The sequence below is a fragment of the Streptomyces sp. NPDC046915 genome (genome assembly GCF_040644935.1).
In the GTDB taxonomy this organism is placed as follows: Bacteria; Actinomycetota; Actinomycetes; order Streptomycetales; family Streptomycetaceae; genus Streptomyces.
Map to the genome: position 1 here is coordinate 295,932 of NZ_JBEYXB010000011.1, position 19,107 is coordinate 315,038.

A 19,107-nucleotide genomic window follows, 5' to 3' on the forward strand; every position below is an offset into this window, starting at 1 on the left:
CGAAGTCGTGCGGCGGATGCGGCCCTTCGGGCGTACGGTCGGAAACATGCGCATTGTCATCGCTGGTGGTCATGGTCAGATCGCGCTGCGGTTGGAGCGGCTGCTCGCCGGGCGCGGAGACGAGGTCGCGGGCATCATCCGCAAGCCGGAACAGGGCGACGACCTGCGGGAGGTGGGCGCCGAACCGGTTCTGCTCGACCTGGAGTCGGCCTCGGTGGAGGAGGTCGCGGCGCACCTTCAGGGCGCGGACGCGGCGGTCTTCGCGGCGGGCGCCGGCCCGGGCAGCGGCGTGGCCCGCAAGGACACGGTGGACAGGGGTGCGGCCACGCTGTTCGCGGACGCCGCCGTCCGGGCGCGGGTACGCCGCTTCCTGGTCGTCTCGTCCATGGGCGCGGATCCGGCGCACCAGGGTGACGACGTCTTCGACGTGTACCTGCGCGCCAAGGGCGAGGCCGACGCCTACGTCCGCGGCCTGGACGCCCTGGACTGGACGATCCTGCGCCCCGGCTCGCTGACGGACGACTCCGGCACCGGCCTGGTCCGCCTGGAGGCGCACACCGGCCGCGGCTCGATCCCGCGCGACGACGTGGCGGCCGTCCTGGCGGAACTGGTGGACACCCCGGCGACGGCGGGCCTGACGCTGGAGCTGATCGGCGGGTCGACTCCGATGACGGTGGCCGTGAAGTCGGTGGCGGGCAACTGAGGCTGACGGTCGGGGCCCGAGCGGTGACGGGTGATCAGAACAGGGGCAACTGCCCGGGGAAGTCCGGCAGCGCGTACCCGTCCAACGACGGCTGCACGGCCCCCAGTTCCGCCTGCCGCCGCGACCCGGAGCACGAGACGAGCTCACCGCTGCGCCGCACCCCGGGCGGATCGTGCCGCGCGAACCTCCCGGCGACGACGGCGATTTCACGACGGCACACCGGGCAGGTTCTGCGGCGGCCGGACGGGCCGGACCGGGAGGACGCGGAGGACATGCAGCCAGTGTGCCCCGGGGCACTGACAACGCCACGCAGGCGAGGTGACGGACGTCACTCCATGATCCGGAGCGACACACCAGGCCATGCAAAAACCCCCGTCTGGCCTGCGTCTCCGCAGATCGGACGGGGGTCTTCCCCAGTGTGGCGGCGCCAGGATTCGAACCTGGGAAGGCTGAGCCGGCAGATTTACAGTCTGCTCCCTTTGGCCGCTCGGGCACACCGCCGGGGGTTGATGCCGGTCGTCCCGCTTTTCGGCGGTACTCCCTGGCAACGACGTAAACAATACCCGATGGGTAGGGGTGCTTCGCCACTCGGTTGATCGGCCCCTCGGGGACGCGGGGTGGCTAGGCTGGTGCGGATGCGGTCCGGCTCTCGTGCCGGGCTCGGCGGCGACCGCCGCGCACGCCGACACGCACCCGATGCGCACCCCGATAAGCACCCCGATACAAGGAGCCACAGGACATGGCCGACTCCAGTTTCGACATCGTCTCGAAGGTCGAGCGGCAGGAGGTCGACAACGCCCTCAACCAGGCCGCCAAGGAAATCTCCCAGCGCTACGACTTCAAGGGCGTGGGTGCCTCGATCTCGTGGTCCGGCGAGAAGATCCTGCTGGAGGCGAACTCCGAGGAGCGGGTCAAGGCGGTCCTCGACGTCTTCCAGTCCAAGCTGATCAAGCGCGGCATCTCGCTGAAGGCGCTGGACGCCGGCGAGCCGCAGCTCTCCGGCAAGGAGTACAAGATCTTCGCGTCCATCGAGGAAGGCATCTCCCAGGAGAACGCCAAGAAGGTGGCGAAGATCATCCGCGATGAGGGCCCCAAGGGCATCAAGGCGCAGGTGCAGGGCGACGAGCTGCGCGTCAGCTCCAAGAGCCGCGACGACCTTCAGACCGTGATCGCCCTCCTGAAGGGCCAGGACTTCGACTTCGCGCTGCAGTTCGTGAACTACCGGTAGGAAGGCACTCCACTGCGCGGAAGGGCGGGCACCCGGTGGTGCCCGCCCTTCCGCCGTGTCAGTCGTGCCAGTCGTCTCAGTCGCGCGAGTTGCCGAACAGGATGCGGTAGATGATCAGCAGGACGAGCGAGCCGCCGATCGCGGCGGCCCAGGTGGCGCCGTCGTAGAAGTGCTTGGAGACCGGATGGTCCAGCCAGCGGGCCGAGATCCAGCCGCCGATGAACGCACCGGCGACACCGATGAGGGTCGTGCCGATGAAGCCGCCCGGGTCACGGCCCGGCAGCAGGACCTTGGCGATGGCTCCGGCCAGAAGTCCCAGGATGATCCAACCGATGATGCTCATGCCCTGAACCTGCCCTTCCGCGCTGTGGCCGCACTGTACGGCCCTTGAGAATTCGGTGAGGACCGTCTGTCCGTCGTGCGCGTGTTCGTGCCGTGTTGCTGCACAGGACGCCGCGGGCACACCGGGCGGTTGCATCGATCAGTAGGGTCCAGCGCATGACACGCTCCGGTTCAGAGCTGCGGCGCACCCTGGGAGTGCGGGACGCCGTGGTCGTCGGGCTCGGCTCGATGGTCGGCGCCGGGGTGTTCTCCGCCCTGGGGCCCGCCGCCCGCGCGGCCGGGTCCGGGCTGCTGCTCGGGCTGGCCGTCGCCGCCGTGGTGGCCTACTGCAACGCCACCTCGTCGGCACGGCTCGCGGCCCTGTATCCGGCCTCGGGCGGCACGTACGTGTACGGGCGGGAGCGTCTCGGGGTGTTCTGGGGCTACCTCGCGGGCTGGGCCTTCGTCGTCGGGAAGACGGCCTCCTGCGCGGCGATGGCGCTCACCGTCGGCGCGTACGTCTGGCCGGGGCACGCGCACGTGGTGGCGGTCGCGGCTGTTGTGGCGCTGACCGCGGTGAACTACGGCGGCATCCAGAAGTCCGCCTGGCTGACGCGGGTGATCGTGGCCGTGGTGCTGGCGGTCCTCGCTTCCGTGGTGGTCGTGTGCCTGGCCTCCGGGCGGTCAGATGCCGGGCGGCTGGGCATCGGGCTGTCCTCGGGCGTGGCCGGGGTGCTTCAGGCGGCCGGGCTGCTCTTCTTCGCGTTCGCCGGGTACGCGCGGATCGCGACCCTCGGTGAGGAGGTGCGGGATCCGGCGCGCACCATTCCCCGCGCGATCCCGCTCGCCCTGGGTATCGCGCTGGCCGTGTACGTGTGCGTGGCCGTCGCCGTTCTGTCCGTGCTCGGCGCGGGCCCTCTCGGGCAGGCGGAGGCGCCGCTGGCCGAGGCGGTGCGGGCGGCCGGGGCGCAGGGGCTGGTGCCCGTGGTGCGGGTGGGGGCCGCCGTGGCCGCGCTGGGGTCGCTGCTCGCGCTGATCCTCGGCGTGTCGCGGACCACGCTGGCCATGGCCCGCGACCGCCATCTGCCCGGGGCGCTGGCCGCCGTGCATCCGCGCTTCCAGGTCCCGCACCGCGCGGAGCTGGCGGTGGGCGCGGTCGTCGCCGTTCTGGCGGCGACGGTGGACGTACGGGGCGCCATCGGCTTCTCCTCCTTCGGTGTGCTCGCCTACTACGCGATCGCCAATGCCTCGGCCTGGACCCTGAGCCCCGCTCCGTCGGCACGTGCGGTGCCGGCGGTGGGGCTGCTGGGGTGCGTGACGCTGGCGTTCGCCCTGCCGGTTGTCTCGGTCGTCGTGGGGGCGGGTGTGCTGGCCGTGGGTGTGGCGGCCTACGCGGTACGGCGGCGGGTGGGCCTCGGTACACATGATGCAGGTCGCCACTGACAGGCGGGCGGGCCTGTGGACAACGAGCCGGTTGTGGACAACTCGGCGCGAGAAGCACGGGCCTGAAGGACGGTCAGGCGAGGTGGACGGCTGTCAGCGCGTCGCGAACGGCTCGTCCGTCGGCACGATCTCCCGGCCCAGCGGGAACAGGGAGACGGGGATCAGTTTGAAGTTGGCGATGCCGAACGGGATGCCGATGATCGTGACGCAGAGGGCGATCCCGGTGACGATGTGGGCGATGGCCAGCCACCAGCCGGCGAGGACCAGCCACAGGACGTTGCCGACGCAGGAGGCGGCGCCCGCGTCGCGGCGCTCGACGGTGGTGTACCCGAAGGGCCACAGGGCGTAGACGCCGATACGGAAGGCCGCGATGCCGAACGGGATGCCGATGATCGTGATGCAGAGCAGCACGCCCGCGAGCAGGTAGCCGAGGAACAGCCAGAAGCCGCTCAGGATCAGCCAGATGACGTTCAGGATGGTTCTCACTGGTAACGACCTGCCATCTTCTCGAGCCGGGCGATGCGGTCCGCCATCGGCGGGTGCGTGGAGAACATCTTCGACAGTCCCTGTCCGGGGCGGAAGGGGTTGGCGATCATCATGTGGCTCGCGGTCTCGATGCGGGGCTCGGGGGGCAGCGGAAGCTGCTGGGTGCCGGTCTCGAGCTTGCGCAGGGCGCTGGCGAGGGCGAGGGGGTCGCCGGTGAGCTGGGCGCCGGAGGCGTCCGCCTCGTACTCCCTGGACCGGCTGATGGCCAGTTGGATCAGGCTGGCGGCAAGCGGGCCCAGGATCATGATCAGCAGCATGCCGAGCAGACCGGGGCCCTCGTCGTCGTCGGAGCGGCCGATCGGGATCAGCCAGGCGAAGTTGACCAGGAACATGATCACCGAGGCGAGCGCGCCGGCGACCGAGGAGATGAGGATGTCGCGGTTGTAGACGTGGCTCAGCTCGTGGCCGATGACGCCGCGCAGTTCGCGCTCGTCGAGGATGCGCAGGATGCCCTCGGTGCAGCACACGGCGGCATTGCGCGGGTTGCGGCCCGTGGCGAAGGCGTTCGGTGCCTCCGTCGGGGAGATGTACAGGCGCGGCATGGGCTGGCGGGCCTGGGTGGAGAGGTCGCGGACCATGCGGTACAGGGCCGGGGCCTCGAATTCGCTGACCGGGCGGGCGCGCATCGCGCGTAGCGCCAGCTTGTCGCTGTTCCAGTACGCGTACGCGTTCGTGCCGAGGGCCACGAGGACTGCGATGATCAGCCCCATGCGGCCGAAGAGGCTGCCGATGACGATGATGAGTGCGGACAGTCCACCGAGGAGTACTGCCGTCCTGAGCCCGTTGTGCCGGCGGTGCACGGTACGCCCTCCAAATCGCGCAGCAGGGAAACTCTTGGGTCCAGTGGACCCTCCCGCTCTGGTCAACGCCAGGTGACCGCCGCGAGTTCCCTGGTACAGACGGCGGCGCGTGTCGGCCGTACGGGTGACGTGCCCTTATGACCGCACGCGCACGTAGGAACACGGGTGCCCCGTGCGCGCGTGGCGAGTCACCCGAACAGGCCGGTGGCCGCGAAGCGCAGGACGAGTTGGGGTGCGCCGGAGAGGACGACGCCGAGGACGCCGGTGAGGGCGAGCGCGGCGGTGAGGGGGGCGGGGACGTGGTGGCGGCCGGGCTCGCCCTCGGGGGCACGGAACAGCAGGGCCGTCCACTGGAGGTAGTAGAACAGCGCGATCACCACGTTGACGGCCATGACGACGGCGAGCCAGCCGAGGCCCGCGTCGACGGCCGCCGAGAAGACGGTGACCTTGGCGAACAGGCCGATGATGCCCGGGGGGAGTCCGGCGAGGCACAGCAGGAAGAACGCCAGGAGCAGTGCGGTGAGCGGGTTCGACGCGTAGAGGCCCCGGTAGTCGGTGATCCGGTTGAGGGACTTGGTACGGCCGACGAGCGCGGCCACGGCGAAGGCTCCGAGGTTCACGGCGGCGTACATCAGGGCGTAGGCGACGGTGGAGCCGATGGCCTTCTGGGCGTCCTTGGTGTATCCGGCGGCGGCGATCGGCACCAGCAGGTACCCCGCCTGGCCGACGGAGGACCAGGCGAGCAGCCGTACCGCGCTGTACGCGCGCGTGGCCTGCTGGCGCAGGGCGGCGACGTTGCCGACGGTCATGGTGAGGGCGGCCAGGACGGCGAGGGCCGGGCCCCAGACGTCGGCGTACGACGGGAAGGCGACGACGGTGACGAGGATCAGCCCGGAGAAACCGACCGCCTTGCCGACGACCGACAGGTAGGCGGCGATGGGCAGCGGGGCTCCGACGTAGGTGTCGGGCACCCAGAAGTGGAAGGGGACGGCGGCCGTCTTGAAGGCGAAGCCAACGAGGGTGAGGACGACGCCGGTCTGGGCGAGGGTGTGGAGCTGTCCGTCGACGTGCTGGATCCGGTCGGCGACCTGGGTGAGGTAGAGGGTGCCGGTGGAGGCGTAGACGAAGCTGATGCCCATCAGGCTGACCGCGGTGGCGGTGACGGAGGACAGGAAGAACTTCAGGGCCGCTTCCGAGGACCTCCGGTCGCCGTGCCGGATGCCGACGAGGGCGAAGGCGGGCAGGGAGGCGACCTCCAGGGCGACGATGAGGGTCGCGAGGTCGCGGGAGGCGGGCAGGAGGGCGGCGCCCGCGGCGGAGGAGAGCAGCAGGAACCAGAACTCGCCTTCGGGGACGCGTCGCCCGGCGTCCTTCAGCGCGGTGACCGACAGCAGGGCCGCGAGGAGGGCGCCGCCGAGTACGAGGAACTGGATGACGAGGGTGAACCGGTCGGCGGTGTAGCTGCACGCGTGCGTGGCGCCGGTGAGGCAGAAGGTGCTGCGGTCGCCGTCCAGGAGGGGCAGCAGCAGGAGGGCCGAGGCGGCGAGCCCGGCGACGGAGACCCAGCCGAGTGCGGCCTTCCTGGCGTCGGGCACGAACAGGTCGGCGACGAGGACGGCTAGGGCGACGACGGCCGTGAGGGTGGGCGGGGCGATCGCGAGCCAGTCGACGGACTGGACCACCGGCTGGGCCAGGGACTGGGCCAGGGCGCTCATCGGGTGCCTCCTGCGAGGAGCTGCTGCACGGCCGGGTCGGTCAGGCCGAGGAGGGCCTTCGGCCAGAGCCCGGCGACGACGGTGAGGGCGACGAGCGGGGTCCAGGCCGCGAACTCGTAGCTGTGGACGTCGGCGAGCTTCGGGACGTCCTGCGGTACGGCGCCCATGCAGACGCGGCGGACCACGATGAGCATGTACGCGGCGGTCAGCAGCGTGCCGAACGCGCCGATCGCCATGAAGGTGAGGAACGCGGGGCGGCTGAGGCCGGCGGCGGGGTTGAACGCGCCGAACAGCGCCAGCATCTCGCCCCAGAACCCGGCGAGGCCCGGCAGGCCGAGCGAGGCGACCGCGGCGAACGCGAGCAGGCCGCCGAGACGGGGGGCCTTGCCGTACAGCGCGGCGCCGCTCTCCTCGGCCAGGGTGTCGAGGTCCGTGCTGCCGGTGCGGTCCTTCAGCGCGCCGACCAGGAAGAACAGCAGGCCGGTGATGAGGCCGTGGGCGATGTTGGCGAACAGCGCGCCGTTCACGCCGGTCGGCGTGGTGCTGGCGATGCCGAGCAGGACGAAGCCCATGTGGCCGACGGAGGAGTAGGCGATGAGCCGCTTCAGATCGCCCTTCGCGCCCTGCTTGGCCAGGGCCAGGCAGGCCAGGGACCCGTAGATGATCCCGACGACGGCGAAGGCGGCGAGGTAGGGCGCGAAGGTGTGGAAGCCGTCGGGTGCGATCGGCAGCAGGATCCGGACGAACCCGTACGTACCCATCTTGAGCAGGACACCCGCCAGCAGGACCGAGCCGACGGTGGGCGCCGCGGTGTGGGCGTCCGGAAGCCAGCTGTGCAACGGCCACATCGGCGTCTTGACCGCGAGCCCGATCCCGATCGCCAGAACGGCGATGACCTGCACGGATGTGGGCAGCGACCGGCCGTTGTCAGTGGCGAGTGCCACCATGTCGAACGTGCCCGCCTTGATTCCGATCAGGAGCAGGCCGAGCAGCATGACCACGGACCCGAGCAGTGTGAAGAGGATGAACTTCCAGGCGGCCTGGGTCCGCCCCTCGCCGCCCCAGCGGGCGATGAGGAAGTACATCGGGATGAGCACCATCTCGAACGCCAGGAAGAACAGCAGCAGGTCGAGGACGGCGAAGCTCGCGAGGGTGCCGGACTCGAGGACGAGCAGCAGTGCGACGAAGGCCTTCGGGGTCGGGCCCGACGGCATCTTGAAGTACGTGTAGAGCGCGCAGAGGAAGGTCAGCAGCGCGGTCAGGACCAGAAGGGGGAGGGAGATGCCGTCGATGCCGAGGTGGATCCGCACGTCGAGTGCGGGGATCCAGCTGATGTCGGTCGTGGCCTGCATCTTCGACGGATGGTCGCGGTCGAAGCCGAGCGCGAGGACGATCGCGGCGATGAGGATCGCGCCGGTCACGGTGACACCGTGCCGGAGCACGGCCTGCTCGGGCGACTTCCCCTTCAGCCCGGGCGGGGCCGGCAGGAGAGCGGCCAGCGCACCGAGGAGCGGGGCGACGACGACGAACGCCAGAAGGAACTGCATCACGGACTCGCTGATATCGATCACGCCTGCTCACGCTCCCGAGGCGACGAGGAGGACGGCGACCGCCAGGACGACGGTGCCGGCGAGCAGCGCGCTCACATAGGTCTGCACATTGCCGGTCTGGGCGCGCCGTACGGCGGCCCCGAGCAGTCGGGGCAGCGCGGCCGCGCCGCGTACATAGGTGTCGACGACCTCGCGGTCGAGGAACCGGACGAGGCTCGCTCCGGCCTGGACCGGGCGGACGAACAGCGCCGCGTACACGGCGTCCAGATGGAAGCCGACGGCCGCGTGCCGGTGCAGCGGTCCGAGCAGCAGCCGTCCGGGGTCGGCCGGGTCGGGTGCGTAGGCGACGCCGCCGTAGACGGGTGCGTGGCTGGCGATGGCCTCGGCCTCGACCAGTCCGGCGTCCCCCTCGGGGTGGGCGGCGACCGCGCCGAGCGGGACACGGGCGGCCAGTGCGGTGGTGCGCTGCCAGGCGCCGTAGGTGACGATCCCGCCGACCAGGGCGAGGCCGGTGCCGAGGATGGACGTGATGAGGGTCGGGGTCAGGTCTCGGCCGCCGAACCAGTCGGGCAGCGCCCGGTAGGCGACGGCACCGAAGGCCAGGGACGGGACGGCGAGCACCCACAGCACCACGGTCATGGTGAGCGGCTGCCGCCCGTGCTCGGGGGCCTCGGCACCGCGCCCGCGGAAGGCCAGCAGCCACAGGCGGGTGGCGTAGGCGGCGGTGAGCAGGGCGGTGAGCAGGCCTGCGACGAGGACGAGCCAGCCCGCGGCGGCGGGGGCGTGCTCGGTGTGGCCGGTGGCGACGTGCTCGGCCGCGCCGAGGACGGACTCCTTGGAGAAGAAGCCGCTGAAGGGAGGGATCGCGGCGAGCGCGAGGAGCGCCACGGTCATCGTCCAGTAGGCGTCGGGGATGCGGTCGCGCAGGTGGCTCATGCGGGACATCGCGGCGAGCGAGTTGGTGCCGGCGGCGTGGATGATCACGCCGGCCGCGAGGAACAGCAGCGCCTTGAAGGCGCCGTGCGAGAGGAGGTGGAAGACGGCGGCGCCACGGTCGCCGACGGCGAGGGCGCCGGTCATGTAGCCGAGCTGGCCGATCGTCGAGTAGGCGAGGACGCGCTTGATGTCGTCCTGGGCGAGTGCGGCGAGACCGGAGCCGGTCATCGTGACTGCGGCCATGACGGCGAGGACGAGCAGCGCGGCCGAGGAGGCCTCGAAGACGGGGAGGAGACGGGCGACGAAGTAGACACCGGCGGCGACCATCGTCGCGGCGTGGATCAGCGCGGAGACGGGTGTGGGACCCGCCATCGCGTCGGGGAGCCAGGTGTGCAGCGGGAACTGCGCGGACTTGCCGGCCACGCCCGCCAGGAGGAGCAGGGCGATCAGCGTCGGGTGGTGCAGGCCGCCGTTCGCGACGGTGCCGAGGACGCGGGTGATCTGGAAGGACCCGGCGTCGGTGCCGAGCGCGAACAGGCCGATGAGGAAGGGCACGTCGCCGAGCTTGGTGACCAGGAAGGCCTTGAGGGAGGCGGCGCGGGCTTCCGGGGTCTCCCAGTAGTGGCCGACGAGGAAGTAGGAGCAGATGCCCATGACTTCCCAGCCCACCAGCAGCACGATCAGGTCGCCCGAGTAGACGACCAGGAACATCGCGGAGGTGAACAGGGAGACGAGGGCCGCGTAGGAGGGGTAGCGCGGGTCGTCGCGCAGGTAGCCGGTCGAGTAGATCTGCACGCAGGTGGCGACGACGCCGACCAGGATCGCGACGAGGGCGGCGAAGCCGTCGATGTGCAGGGCGAGTTCGATCGGGACCGAACCTGTGGGTGTGAGCTCGGTCTGGGCGTTGATGGCCTGGCCGCCGCCCTGGCGCACGGCGACCAGCACGGCCAGCACCAGGGAGGCGAGGGGCGGCAGGACGGCGAGCGGGCGGGTGAAACCGGGGGCCGTGCGGCCGAGCAGCAGGCCGGCGGCGGCGCCCAGGAACGGCAGGAGGGGGACGAGAACGGCGAGGGTGGTCGTGGTCACGCGGTGGCCTCAGCCTTCTCGGCCGCTGGGTTGTCGGTGTCGGGGCCGGTGGGGTGGCCCTCGGCGGTGTCGCGGAGCTTGTCGATGTCGGAGGTGCCGCGGTTGCGGTGGACGGCGAGGACGATCGCGAGGCCGATGCCGATCTCGGCGGCGGCGATGGCGATGGTGAACAGGGTCAGGGCCTGACCGGAGTGCAGGGTCTCCACGGCGGCCTTGCTGAGCCAGACGTCGAAGGCGACCAGGTTCAGGTTGACGGCGTTGAGCATCAGCTCGACCGACATCAGGACCAGGATCGCGTTGCGGCGGGCGAGGACGCCGTACAGGCCGGTGCAGAACAGGAGGGCGGAGAGCACGGCGGGATAGGCGAGGTGCATCAGCGGACACCTTCCTTGTCGGCCGGGTCGGTTCCCTTGCCGTCGCGGGCGCCCGGGACGGCGGGGCCGGTGTCGGCGGCGTCCGCCTTCGCCTTGCGGGACAGGACGATCGCGCCGACCAGGGCGGCGAGGAGGAGGACGGAGAGGGCCTCGAAGGGGAGGACCCAGTTCTGGAAGAGGCTCGCGCCGGTGACCTTGGTCGAGCCGGCGGCCGGGCCGCCCAGGTCGATCCAGGTGGCGCGGAAGGCGTCGACGACCACCCAGACCAGGGCGGCCGCGGCGGCGACGGCCACGGTGAGGGCGGCCCAGCGGTTGCCGGAGTCGGCGTCCGGGGAGCGGCCGATGGGGGCCCGGGTGAGCATCAGCCCGAACAGGAGGAGGACGACGACGGAACCGACGTAGATGAGGACCTGCACCCAGGCGATGAACTCGGCGGTGAGCAGCAGGTACTCCACCGCGAGACCGCCGAGGGTCACCACCAGCCACAGGGCGGCGTGCACCAGTTGCCGGGTGGTGACGGTGACCAGCGCGGCGCCGAAGGTGACCAGGCCGACCAGGAGGAAGGCGATCTCGACGCCGTTCGGGGAGAGGAAGCCGTGGGTTTCGGCGGCAAGGCTCACGAGTCCCCCTCCTGCGGCTCGGCCGGCTGGGCCTGGGCGGCCGCCAGCTTCTCGGCCGCCTTGCGGGCGCCGGCGATCTCCTTCGGCTCCTCCGCGCCGGTGTCGTGGGCGGGCGGGGCCGGGACCGTCCACATCCACTCGCGCAGCTTGTCGCGCTCGTGGGTGAGTTCGCGGATGTCGGTCTCGGCGTACTCGAACTCCGGGGACCAGAAAAGGGCGTCGAAAGGACAGACCTCGATGCAGATACCGCAGTACATGCACAGGGAGAAGTCGATGGCGAAGCGGTCGAGGACGTTGCGGCTGCGTTCGCGGCCGCCGGGGGTCGCCGCCGGGACCGTCTCCTTGTGGGAGTCGATGTAGATGCACCAGTCCGGGCACTCGCGGGCGCACAGCATGCAGACGGTGCAGTTCTCCTCGAACAGCCCGATGACGCCGCGGGTGCGGGGCGGGAGGTCGGGCTGGACGTCCGGGTACTGCGCGGTGACGGTCTTCTTCGTCATCGTGCGGAGGGTGACGGCCAGGCCCTTGGCCAGACCTGAGCCGGGGATGGGGGCCATTAGGAGATCACCACCTTGACGATGCCGGTGAGGGCGATCTGGGCGAGGGAGAGGGGCACGAGGAGGGTCCAGGAGAGTTTCTGCAGCTGGTCCTCGCGCAGGCGGGGGTAGGTGACGCGGAGCCAGATGACGAGGAAGGCGAGGATCGCGGTCTTCAGCAGGGTCCAGAGCCAGCCGAGGCCGTCGGCGCCCCAGGGGCCGTGCCAGCCGCCCAGGAAGAGGACGGTGGTCAGGCCGCACAGGACGACGATGCCGGCGTACTCGGCGAGCAGGAACAGGGCGAAGCGCAGGCCGGTGTACTCGGTGTACGCGCCGAAGATGATCTCGGAGTCGGCGACGGGCATGTCGAAGGGCGGGCGCTGGAGCTCGGCCAATCCGGCCACGAAGAAGACGACCGCGCCGACGATCTGCCAGGGCAGCCACCACCAGTGGAAGGCGTGGAGGATCCCGGGGATCGACACGGTGCCCGCGGCCATCGCCACCGAGGCGGCGGCGAGCAGCATCGGGAGTTCGTAGGCGAGGAGCTGGGCGGCGGTGCGCAGGCCGCCGAGGAGGGAGAACTTGTTGGCGCTGGCCCAGCCGGCCATGAGCGAGCCGAGGACGCCGACGCCCATCACCGCGAGCACGAAGAACACGCCCGCGTCCAGGACCTGGCCGACCGCGCTCTCGCTCGGGCCGATGGGAATGGCGAGGAGCACCAGGAGGTACGGCAGGAGGGCCACGGCGGGGGCGAGCTGGAAGATGCGGCGGTCCGCGCCCGCGGGTACGACGTCCTCCTTCTGCGCGAACTTCACGCCGTCCGCGATGAGCTGGGCCCAGCCGTGGAAGCCGCCGGCGTACATCGGGCCGAGGCGGCCCTGCATGTGGGCCATCACCTTGTGCTCGGTCTGGCCGACGATCAGGGGGAAGGTGAGGAAGACGACGAACACGACCAGGAGTCGCAGGGCGACGTCCAGCGCGTCGTTCACTGCGGGCCTCCGGTGGGGTCGTTGCGGGTGGGGGACGGGGACTCCTCGCCGGCTTCGGCCCCGGACTCGGGCTTCGGCTCGGACTCGGGCTCCGACTCGGGCACCGGTTCAGGCTTGGCATCCGGCTCGGCATCCGGCTCGCGCTTGGCCTCCGCTTCGTCGAAGGCCGGGCGGGCGTGGTGCCAGGGGGCGTCCGAACCGCGCGGGGCACCCTGTGCACCCTGTGCGTCCTGTGCACCCCCCGCACTCTCCACACCCTCCGCGCCTTCTGTGCCCTCCGTGCGCTCCGTGCCCTCCGCACGCTGCGACGCGGACCCCCCGCTCGCACTGCGGGCCCGGCGCGGTCCCCTGGGCGGCGCCTCCGCGGGGGCAGCCTCGGCGGCGGCCCCGGCTCCCGCAGCCCCGCTCGCCGGGGCCTCGGCCGCCGGGGCCTGGCTCGCCGAGCCCTCCGCGGCGGTACGTGTCCGCCGTACCGGCCGCTCCCCCGCCGCGCGTACCGGCCGCTCCCCCGCCGCGCGCGCGGGACGCTCCCCGGTGGCCGCCGCGCGTCCCGCGCCTCGTGCCGGGCGGGCCGGGGCAGGGGGCAGCTGGCCCTTGAGCGGGCCCCACTCGTTGGGGTCGGGGACGCCCGGGGGAAGCATCTGGCGGCGCTTGGGTCCGCCGTGCTCGGATTCGCCGGGTTCCTTGGCGCCCGGCCAGGCCTTGGCGACCCGCGCGGCCAGGACGAAGTCCTTCCGCAGGGGGTGGCCCTCGAAGGTCTCGGGGAGGAGGAGGTGGTCCAGGGCGGGGTGGCCCTCGAAGTGGACGCCGAACATCTCGTGCGTCTCGCGTTCGTGCCAGGCCGCGCCCGCGTAGACGCCGACGGCGGAGGCGAGCGTGGGCGCCTCGTGCGGGACCGTGGTGCGCAGCAGGAGCCGGCGGACCGGGGAGAGGGCGACGACATGCGCCGAGACGCGGAAGCCCGTGCCCGGTTCGTCGACCGCGCTCAGCCAGTCGAAGTAGGTGCAGGAGAGGGTGGTGCGCGCGGTCTCCAGCGCCGGGATCCAGGAGGCGGGCGGTACGTCGACCGTCAGGACCTCGTAGGACTCCTCGGCCGTGGCCTCCGTACCGAAGAGGTCCTCGACGGGTGCGGGGAGCCAGCCGACGGTGGTCATCGGGCGTCACCCTCCCCGCCGGACGGCTGCGCGGGGGGCCGCACGAGGCCGCTCTGGAGGGCCGCGGTGGAGGCGCGCGGGGCTCCGCCGGTGCCGTAGCGCTCGTCGAGCGACTCCTGGGCGATCTTCTCCTGGAGCTTGAGGATGCCCTGGAGGAGGGCCTCGGGGCGGGGCGGACAGCCGGGTACGTACACGTCGACCGGGATGATCTGGTCGACGCCCTTGGTCACCGAGTAGGAGTCCCAGTACGGCCCGCCGCAGTTGCTGCACGCACCGAAGGAGATGACGTACTTGGGCTCGGGCATCTGTTCGTACAGGCGCTTGACGGCCGGGGCCATCTTGTCCGTCACCGTGCCGGAGACCACCATCAGGTCGGCCTGGCGCGGGCCCGGTGCGAAGGGGATGACGCCGAGGCGGATGAAGTCGTGGCGGGCCATGGACGCGGCGATGAACTCGATCGCGCAGCAGGCGAGACCGAAGTTGAAGACCCACAGCGAGTAGCGGCGGCCCCAGTTCAGGACCACCTTCATCGGCTCGGGGGCCAGGCGGGCGAGCGCGCCCAGCCGCTTCGGCTCGGGAAGCAGGACAGGCTCGGAAGGAGTGGGGGTCACGTCCATGTCAGGACGCCCTTCTTGTATGCGTACAGCAGGCCCACGGCGAGGAAGCCGAGGAAGATGAACATCTCCACCAGCGTCGTGGCGCCGTAGCCGGGGGCGGCGAAGACCGTCGCCCAGGGGAACAGGAAGATCGAGTCGACCGCGAAGATCACGTAGAGGAAGGCATAGACGTAGTAGCGGACCTGGGTGTGTGCCCAGCCCTCGCCGACGGGGTCGACGCCGCACTCGTAGGTCAGCAGTTTCTCCGGGGTGGGTACGACCGGCCGCAGCAGGCGGCCCGCCCCGAATGCGACCGCGACGAACAGCACGCCGACCAGGGCGAGCAGTCCCACGACCGAATATGACTGGAAGTAGTCCGCCGCGACGACGGTCGAGTCCCCCAACGTCTCCCGCAACGTGCGCCCCTCGCTCCCTGACCCGGTGACTGCGGTGAACCGTGAATCGCCACCCGTGGTGGTTGACGTGATTCGACGATGTGTACGCACGGGAGTCTAGGCCCTGATAAAGAACGGGTAAGCAGCCCGTCACACCCTGGGACGGGAGAGCACGGCGAGGGTGGGGTTTTCCCCAGTGGACGGCGGCGGCGGACCTCATGGCGCCGAGGCGCCGGGCACGGCACGCTAACCCGTATGACCGCACCCGACCCCAGTGCCGACGAGCACCGTCTGCCCCCGGCGCGCTTCGCCTTCGACAAGTACACCTGGAAGGAGATCGCGCACCTCCTGGCCAACCTGCCGGCGGCGATCTTCGGCTTCACCTACGTCGTCAGCGTGCTGTTCGTCAGCGGCATCCTGACCCTCACCGTGGTCGGGTTCCCGCTGCTCGCGGCGAGTCTGCTGGGCGCGCGCCAGCTGGGGAAGCTGGAGCGGGCCCGGGCGCGGGGCCTGCTCGGGATGCGGGTGGAGGAGCCGACTCCGCTGCCGCTCAGGAAGGGCGGCGGGCTGCTCCAGCGGCTGTGGATGGCCCTGAAGGACCCGGTGGGCTGGCGGACGCTGCTGTACGACTTCATCCGGCTGCCCTGGGGCATCCTCACCTTCGTCATCACCTTCGCCTCGCTGTTCGTGCTGTGGCCGGTGCTGCCGTTCATCGCGCGGGGCCTGGCGAACGCGGACCGGGCGATGGTGCGGGGGCTGCTGTCGCCCTCCGATGAGCTCGAACGCCGTATCGCCGAACTGGAGTCCGACCGCGGAGTGGTGGTGGACACGGCGGCGGCCGACCTGCGGCGCATCGAGCGCGATCTGCACGACGGGGCGCAGGCCCGGCTGGTCAATCTGGCGATGGGGCTCGGCCTGGCGAAGGAGAGACTGCTGGAGGGTCGCGCCGACGACACCGTCGCCGCGATGGTCGACGAGGCGCACGGCGAGGTGAAGCTGGCCCTCCAGGAACTGCGCGATCTGGCGCGGGGCATCCACCCGGCCGTCCTCACCGACCGCGGCCTGGACGCGGCCCTGTCCTCCGTCGCCTCCCGCTGCACGGTGCCGGTGAAGGTCACCAGCGACCTGGCGGAGCGGCCGGCCGCCGCGATCGAGGGCATCGCCTACTTCACCGTCTCCGAGCTGCTCCAGAACATCAGCAAGCACAGCCAGGCGAGATCCGCGTCCGTCGAGGTGTGGCGGTCCGAGGACCGGCTGCTGATCCAGGTGTGGGACGACGGGCGCGGCGGCGCCCGGCTGGACGGCGGCACGGGGATACGGGGGCTCGCGGAGCGGCTCGGCGCGGTCGACGGGCTCTTCGTCGTCGACTCACCCACGGGCGGGCCGACCACCATCACCGCCGAGCTGCCCTGGCGGGACCGGACACAGGCCCCCGGGCAGGGGTAGGGAAAACCCCCCGGCCAAGACGCCGACGGCCTCCATGGCCCGTCGACCTGCGCCGCAGCAGCCTGGATGCAGGGCAACACAGCCGCCGACGAGGAGAACGGGACGACACCGATGGCCACGGAGTACGGACAGGGGTACGGGCAGGGGTACGGGCACGGCGGCCGGTCCGGAGGCCACGGCGCCGACGACTGGGGGCACCGCCCGAACCGGCTGCCCGCCGCGCTGCGGGCGCCGCTGGAGGCCCGCAGCTGGCGCGAGTTCGGCTACGTCCTGCTGAACCTGCCGATCGCCGTCCTGACCTTCGTCTACGCCGTGACGATGGTGGCGCTCGGCGCGGGCCTGCTGGTGACGTTCCTCGGCATCCCGGTACTGGCCGGAGCGCTGGCGGGCTGCCGGGGGCTGGGGACGCTGGAGCGGGCGCGGGCGCGCGGGCTGCTCCGTCTGGAGGTGGCCGAACCGGAGCCGCTGCGGGTGCGCAAGAACGGTGCGCTGGCCTGGATGGGCGCGGTCCTCAAGAGCGGCACGTCCTGGCGGCACCTGCTGTACGCGCTGCTGCACTTCCCGTGGGCGGTGCTCTCCTTCGTCGTCGCCGTCAACTTCTGGGTGTACGGCTGGGCGCTGCTGACGTACCCGCTGTGGTTCTGGCTGTTCCCGATGTACGGCGGCCAGGGCGGGCTTCAGCTGTACGGCGACGCCCACCACAGCATCTACCTCGACAACCCGTTCGAGATCACCGTGACGGCGCTGGTCGGACTGCTGTTCACGATGGCCACGCCGTGGATCGTACGGGCGCTGACGACGGTGGACCGGCTGATGGTGCTGGGGCTGCTCGGGCCGTCGCGGCTGGCGAAGCGGGTGGTGGAGCTGGAGTCCGACCGGGGTGTCGTGGTGGACACGGCGGCGGCCGACCTGCGGCGCATCGAGCGGGACCTGCACGACGGCGCGCAGGCGCGGCTGGTGGCGCTGGCCATGGATCTGGGGCTGGCGAAGGAGAAGCTCGCCGAGGACCCGAAGGCGGCCGCCCGCATGGTCGAGGACGCGCACGGCGAGGTGAAGACGGCCCTTCAGGAGCTGCGGGACCTGGCGCGCGGCATCCATCCCGCCGTACTGACCGACCGCGGCCTGGACGCCGCCCTGTCCTCCGTCGCCTCCCGGTGCACCGTGCCGGTCCAGGTCGAGGTGGACCTCGGCGAACGGCCGGCCCCCGCCATCGAGGGGATCGCCTACTTCACGGTCTCCGAGCTGCTTCAGAACGTCAGCAAGCACGCCCGCGCCACGTCGGCCACCGTGGACGTGTGGCGCTCGGAGGACCGGCTGATGCTCCAGGTCATCGACGACGGGGTCGGCGGGGCCGACGTGTCCGCCGGTTCGGGGCTGGCCGGACTCGCCGAGCGGCTGGACGCGGTGGACGGGATCCTCGTGGTCGACTCCCCCGCCGGCGGCCCCACCCGGGTGACGGCAGAGCTGCCCTGGCGCCGCTGACGCGCGCCTTCCCGAACCCGTGTGCGCCTGAATCAGGCGCGATCCGCTCCCGATACTGGAATGCTGGACCTTCGTACGAACACGTGCGGACGGACCGGTACGTGGAGACGGGCTGTGGGGGGCCGGGAGATCGTGGAGGACAGGGTGCGGGTGGTCATCGCCGAGGATTCAGTGCTGCTCAGGGAGGGCCTGACCCGGTTGCTGACCGATCGCGGGCACGATGTCGTCGCCGGAGTGGGGGACGCCGAGGCGCTGATCAAGACCATCGCCGACCTGGACGCGCAGGGCACCCTGCCGGACGTGGTGGTGGCGGACGTACGGATGCCGCCGACCCATACCGACGAGGGCGTCCGGGCGGCCGTACGACTGCGCAGGACGCACCCCGGGCTCGGGGTGCTGGTGCTGTCACAGTACGTGGAGGAGCGCTACGCCACCGAACTGCTGGCCGGTTCCAGTCGCGGCGTCGGCTATCTGCTCAAGGACCGGGTCGCCGAGGTACGCGAGTTCGTGGACGCGGTGGTGCGGGTGGCCCGGGGCGGCACGGCACTGGACCCGGAGGTGGTCGCGCAGCTGCTCGGGCGCAGCCGCAAGCAGGACGTGCTCGCGGGGCTCACCCCGCGCGAGCGGGAGGTCCTGGGCCTGATGGCCGAGGGCCGCACGAACTCGGCGATCGCCAAGCAGCTGGTGGTCAGCGACGGAGCCGTGGAGAAGCACGTCAGCAACATCTTCCTCAAGCTCGGTCTGTCGCCGAGCGACGGAGACCACCGGCGAGTGCTGGCGGTCCTCACCTACCTGAACTCGTGACGGTCACCTGAACTCGTGACGGCCGGGACACCCGGGCTCGGCCGGCCGGAACACCCGGGCGAATCGCTGTCCATCATGCGAATGGCCGAGGGAAGGCGACCCTAAGCGACGTAGGGTTGATCCTGGGAAGGTCCACGGGACGACCACGCCCCGGGCAGCCGCCTCGAAGGAGGTCCAGTTCAGTGACCAGCCAGGTCAGCAGCGCAGCGGAACAGGCCGACGGAGCAGTCGTAGGAGGGCCGCGCAAGCCGGCCGGGGCGAAGGGCGTCCGCCGTCTGGACCGGGTGATCATCCGGTTCGCCGGGGACTCCGGCGACGGTATGCAGCTCACCGGTGACCGGTTCACCTCGGAGACGGCGTCCTTCGGCAACGACCTGTCGACG

20 protein-coding genes, 1 tRNA gene and 1 pseudogene are annotated in these 19,107 nt (G+C 71.4%); 7 read left to right on the plus strand and 15 right to left on the minus strand.

The features are described 5' to 3' along the window. Positions 1-46: 46 nt before the first annotated feature. Complete coding sequence (locus tag ABZ915_RS28490; protein WP_361809018.1) at positions 47-703, plus strand: SDR family oxidoreductase; 657 nt, start codon at positions 47-49, stop codon at positions 701-703. A 34-nt stretch (positions 704-737) separates the two neighbouring features. Here the strand turns inward: ABZ915_RS28490 and ABZ915_RS28495 are convergent, their stop codons facing one another. Both ABZ915_RS28495 and ABZ915_RS28500 read right to left on the minus strand, forming a co-directional pair. Further along, positions 738-977, minus strand: coding sequence for a hypothetical protein (locus ABZ915_RS28495; RefSeq protein ID WP_361809021.1), 240 nt, complete (start codon positions 975-977; stop codon positions 738-740). Between the two features lie 145 nt (positions 978-1,122). Beyond that, a tRNA-Tyr gene (locus ABZ915_RS28500) sits at positions 1,123-1,204 on the minus strand. A 238-nt stretch (positions 1,205-1,442) separates the two neighbouring features. Between ABZ915_RS28500 and ABZ915_RS28505 the strand changes: the two genes are divergently transcribed. Further along, positions 1,443-1,931, plus strand: a complete 489-nt coding sequence (locus ABZ915_RS28505) for a YajQ family cyclic di-GMP-binding protein (protein ID WP_361809024.1) — start codon at positions 1,443-1,445, stop codon at positions 1,929-1,931. 76 nt (positions 1,932-2,007) lie between these two features. Here the strand turns inward: ABZ915_RS28505 and ABZ915_RS28510 are convergent, their stop codons facing one another. Then, on the minus strand, positions 2,008-2,274 hold the full coding sequence (locus tag ABZ915_RS28510) for a GlsB/YeaQ/YmgE family stress response membrane protein (RefSeq protein ID WP_361809027.1): 267 nt from the start codon (positions 2,272-2,274) through the stop codon (positions 2,008-2,010). A gap of 155 nt (positions 2,275-2,429) precedes the next feature. Here ABZ915_RS28510 and ABZ915_RS28515 point away from each other — a divergent pair, with 155 nt between their 5' ends. Beyond that, positions 2,430-3,695, plus strand: coding sequence for an APC family permease (locus ABZ915_RS28515; RefSeq protein ID WP_361809030.1), 1,266 nt, complete (start codon positions 2,430-2,432; stop codon positions 3,693-3,695). Between the two features lie 93 nt (positions 3,696-3,788). Here ABZ915_RS28515 and ABZ915_RS28520 read toward each other — a convergent pair whose 3' ends face one another. The 12 genes from ABZ915_RS28520 to ABZ915_RS28575 form a co-directional block, all read right to left on the minus strand. Further along, on the minus strand, positions 3,789-4,181 hold the full coding sequence (locus tag ABZ915_RS28520; protein ID WP_361809033.1) for a YccF domain-containing protein: 393 nt from the start codon (positions 4,179-4,181) through the stop codon (positions 3,789-3,791). Beyond that, positions 4,178-5,041: a zinc metalloprotease HtpX gene (gene htpX / locus ABZ915_RS28525; RefSeq protein WP_361809036.1), complete on the minus strand. Its 864-nt coding sequence runs from the start codon at positions 5,039-5,041 to the stop codon at positions 4,178-4,180. Before htpX ends, ABZ915_RS28520 begins: the two co-directional genes overlap by 4 nt. 188 nt (positions 5,042-5,229) lie before the next feature. Beyond that, positions 5,230-6,756 carry an NADH-quinone oxidoreductase subunit N gene (locus ABZ915_RS28530; protein ID WP_361809039.1) on the minus strand — a complete coding sequence of 509 codons (1,527 nt, stop codon included), beginning with the start codon at positions 6,754-6,756 and terminating at the stop codon, positions 5,230-5,232. After that, the gene (locus ABZ915_RS28535; RefSeq protein ID WP_361809042.1) at positions 6,753-8,327 is read right to left on the minus strand and encodes an NADH-quinone oxidoreductase subunit M; all 1,575 of its coding nucleotides are present in this window, start codon (positions 8,325-8,327) and stop codon (positions 6,753-6,755) included. The genes ABZ915_RS28530 and ABZ915_RS28535 overlap by 4 nt, the downstream gene beginning before the upstream one ends. A gap of 6 nt (positions 8,328-8,333) precedes the next feature. Beyond that, complete coding sequence (locus ABZ915_RS28540) at positions 8,334-10,328, minus strand: NADH-quinone oxidoreductase subunit L (RefSeq protein WP_361809044.1); 1,995 nt, start codon at positions 10,326-10,328, stop codon at positions 8,334-8,336. Continuing rightward, a complete protein-coding gene (gene nuoK, locus ABZ915_RS28545; RefSeq protein WP_361809047.1) occupies positions 10,325-10,702 on the minus strand; it encodes an NADH-quinone oxidoreductase subunit NuoK in 378 nt (125 codons plus the stop codon). The genes ABZ915_RS28540 and nuoK overlap by 4 nt, the downstream gene beginning before the upstream one ends. After that, positions 10,702-11,322: an NADH-quinone oxidoreductase subunit J gene (locus tag ABZ915_RS28550; protein ID WP_361809050.1), complete on the minus strand. Its 621-nt coding sequence runs from the start codon at positions 11,320-11,322 to the stop codon at positions 10,702-10,704. The genes nuoK and ABZ915_RS28550 overlap by 1 nt, the downstream gene beginning before the upstream one ends. Then, positions 11,319-11,879, minus strand: coding sequence for an NADH-quinone oxidoreductase subunit I (locus ABZ915_RS28555; protein WP_361809053.1), 561 nt, complete (start codon positions 11,877-11,879; stop codon positions 11,319-11,321). The genes ABZ915_RS28550 and ABZ915_RS28555 overlap by 4 nt, the downstream gene beginning before the upstream one ends. Beyond that, positions 11,879-12,847 (minus strand): complex I subunit 1 family protein, encoded by a 969-nt coding sequence (locus ABZ915_RS28560; RefSeq protein ID WP_361809056.1) that lies wholly within the window; start codon positions 12,845-12,847, stop codon positions 11,879-11,881. Before ABZ915_RS28560 ends, ABZ915_RS28555 begins: the two co-directional genes overlap by 1 nt. Then, on the minus strand, positions 12,844-14,001 hold the full coding sequence (locus tag ABZ915_RS28565; protein ID WP_361809059.1) for an NADH-quinone oxidoreductase subunit C: 1,158 nt from the start codon (positions 13,999-14,001) through the stop codon (positions 12,844-12,846). Before ABZ915_RS28565 ends, ABZ915_RS28560 begins: the two co-directional genes overlap by 4 nt. Next, on the minus strand, positions 13,998-14,618 hold the full coding sequence (locus tag ABZ915_RS28570) for an NADH-quinone oxidoreductase subunit B family protein (protein WP_361809062.1): 621 nt from the start codon (positions 14,616-14,618) through the stop codon (positions 13,998-14,000). The genes ABZ915_RS28565 and ABZ915_RS28570 overlap by 4 nt, the downstream gene beginning before the upstream one ends. Next, on the minus strand, positions 14,609-15,013 hold the full coding sequence (locus tag ABZ915_RS28575) for an NADH-quinone oxidoreductase subunit A (protein WP_361809065.1): 405 nt from the start codon (positions 15,011-15,013) through the stop codon (positions 14,609-14,611). The genes ABZ915_RS28570 and ABZ915_RS28575 overlap by 10 nt, the downstream gene beginning before the upstream one ends. A 234-nt stretch (positions 15,014-15,247) precedes the next feature. Here ABZ915_RS28575 and ABZ915_RS28580 point away from each other — a divergent pair, with 234 nt between their 5' ends. The 4 genes and pseudogenes from ABZ915_RS28580 to ABZ915_RS28595 all read left to right on the plus strand — a co-directional run. After that, positions 15,248-16,438, plus strand: coding sequence for a sensor domain-containing protein (locus ABZ915_RS28580; protein ID WP_361809067.1), 1,191 nt, complete (start codon positions 15,248-15,250; stop codon positions 16,436-16,438). Positions 16,439-16,549: 111 nt separating this feature from the next. Next, the gene (locus tag ABZ915_RS28585; protein ID WP_361809121.1) at positions 16,550-17,920 is read left to right on the plus strand and encodes a sensor domain-containing protein; all 1,371 of its coding nucleotides are present in this window, start codon (positions 16,550-16,552) and stop codon (positions 17,918-17,920) included. Positions 17,921-18,064: 144 nt separating this feature from the next. Next, positions 18,065-18,724 carry a response regulator transcription factor gene (locus ABZ915_RS28590; RefSeq protein ID WP_361809124.1) on the plus strand — a complete coding sequence of 220 codons (660 nt, stop codon included), beginning with the start codon at positions 18,065-18,067 and terminating at the stop codon, positions 18,722-18,724. A 182-nt stretch (positions 18,725-18,906) separates the two neighbouring features. Next, positions 18,907-19,107 (plus strand): annotated as a pseudogene (locus tag ABZ915_RS28595) (2-oxoglutarate ferredoxin oxidoreductase subunit alpha); the annotation flags it as partial.

Coding starts and splice junctions, on each gene's coding strand:
- ABZ915_RS28490 (WP_361809018.1), top strand. CDS start 47: ATGCGCATTGTCATCGCTGGTGGTCATGGTCAGATCGCGCTGCGGTTG.
- ABZ915_RS28495 (WP_361809021.1), bottom strand. CDS start 977: ATGTCCTCCGCGTCCTCCCGGTCCGGCCCGTCCGGCCGCCGCAGAACC.
- ABZ915_RS28505 (WP_361809024.1), top strand. CDS start 1,443: ATGGCCGACTCCAGTTTCGACATCGTCTCGAAGGTCGAGCGGCAGGAG.
- ABZ915_RS28510 (WP_361809027.1), bottom strand. CDS start 2,274: ATGAGCATCATCGGTTGGATCATCCTGGGACTTCTGGCCGGAGCCATC.
- ABZ915_RS28515 (WP_361809030.1), top strand. CDS start 2,430: ATGACACGCTCCGGTTCAGAGCTGCGGCGCACCCTGGGAGTGCGGGAC.
- ABZ915_RS28530 (WP_361809039.1), bottom strand. CDS start 6,756: ATGAGCGCCCTGGCCCAGTCCCTGGCCCAGCCGGTGGTCCAGTCCGTC.
- nuoK (WP_361809047.1), bottom strand. CDS start 10,702: ATGCACCTCGCCTATCCCGCCGTGCTCTCCGCCCTCCTGTTCTGCACC.
- ABZ915_RS28555 (WP_361809053.1), bottom strand. CDS start 11,879: ATGGCCCCCATCCCCGGCTCAGGTCTGGCCAAGGGCCTGGCCGTCACC.
- ABZ915_RS28565 (WP_361809059.1), bottom strand. CDS start 14,001: ATGACCACCGTCGGCTGGCTCCCCGCACCCGTCGAGGACCTCTTCGGT.
- ABZ915_RS28570 (WP_361809062.1), bottom strand. CDS start 14,618: ATGGACGTGACCCCCACTCCTTCCGAGCCTGTCCTGCTTCCCGAGCCG.
- ABZ915_RS28580 (WP_361809067.1), top strand. CDS start 15,248: ATGACCGCACCCGACCCCAGTGCCGACGAGCACCGTCTGCCCCCGGCG.
- ABZ915_RS28585 (WP_361809121.1), top strand. CDS start 16,550: ATGGCCACGGAGTACGGACAGGGGTACGGGCAGGGGTACGGGCACGGC.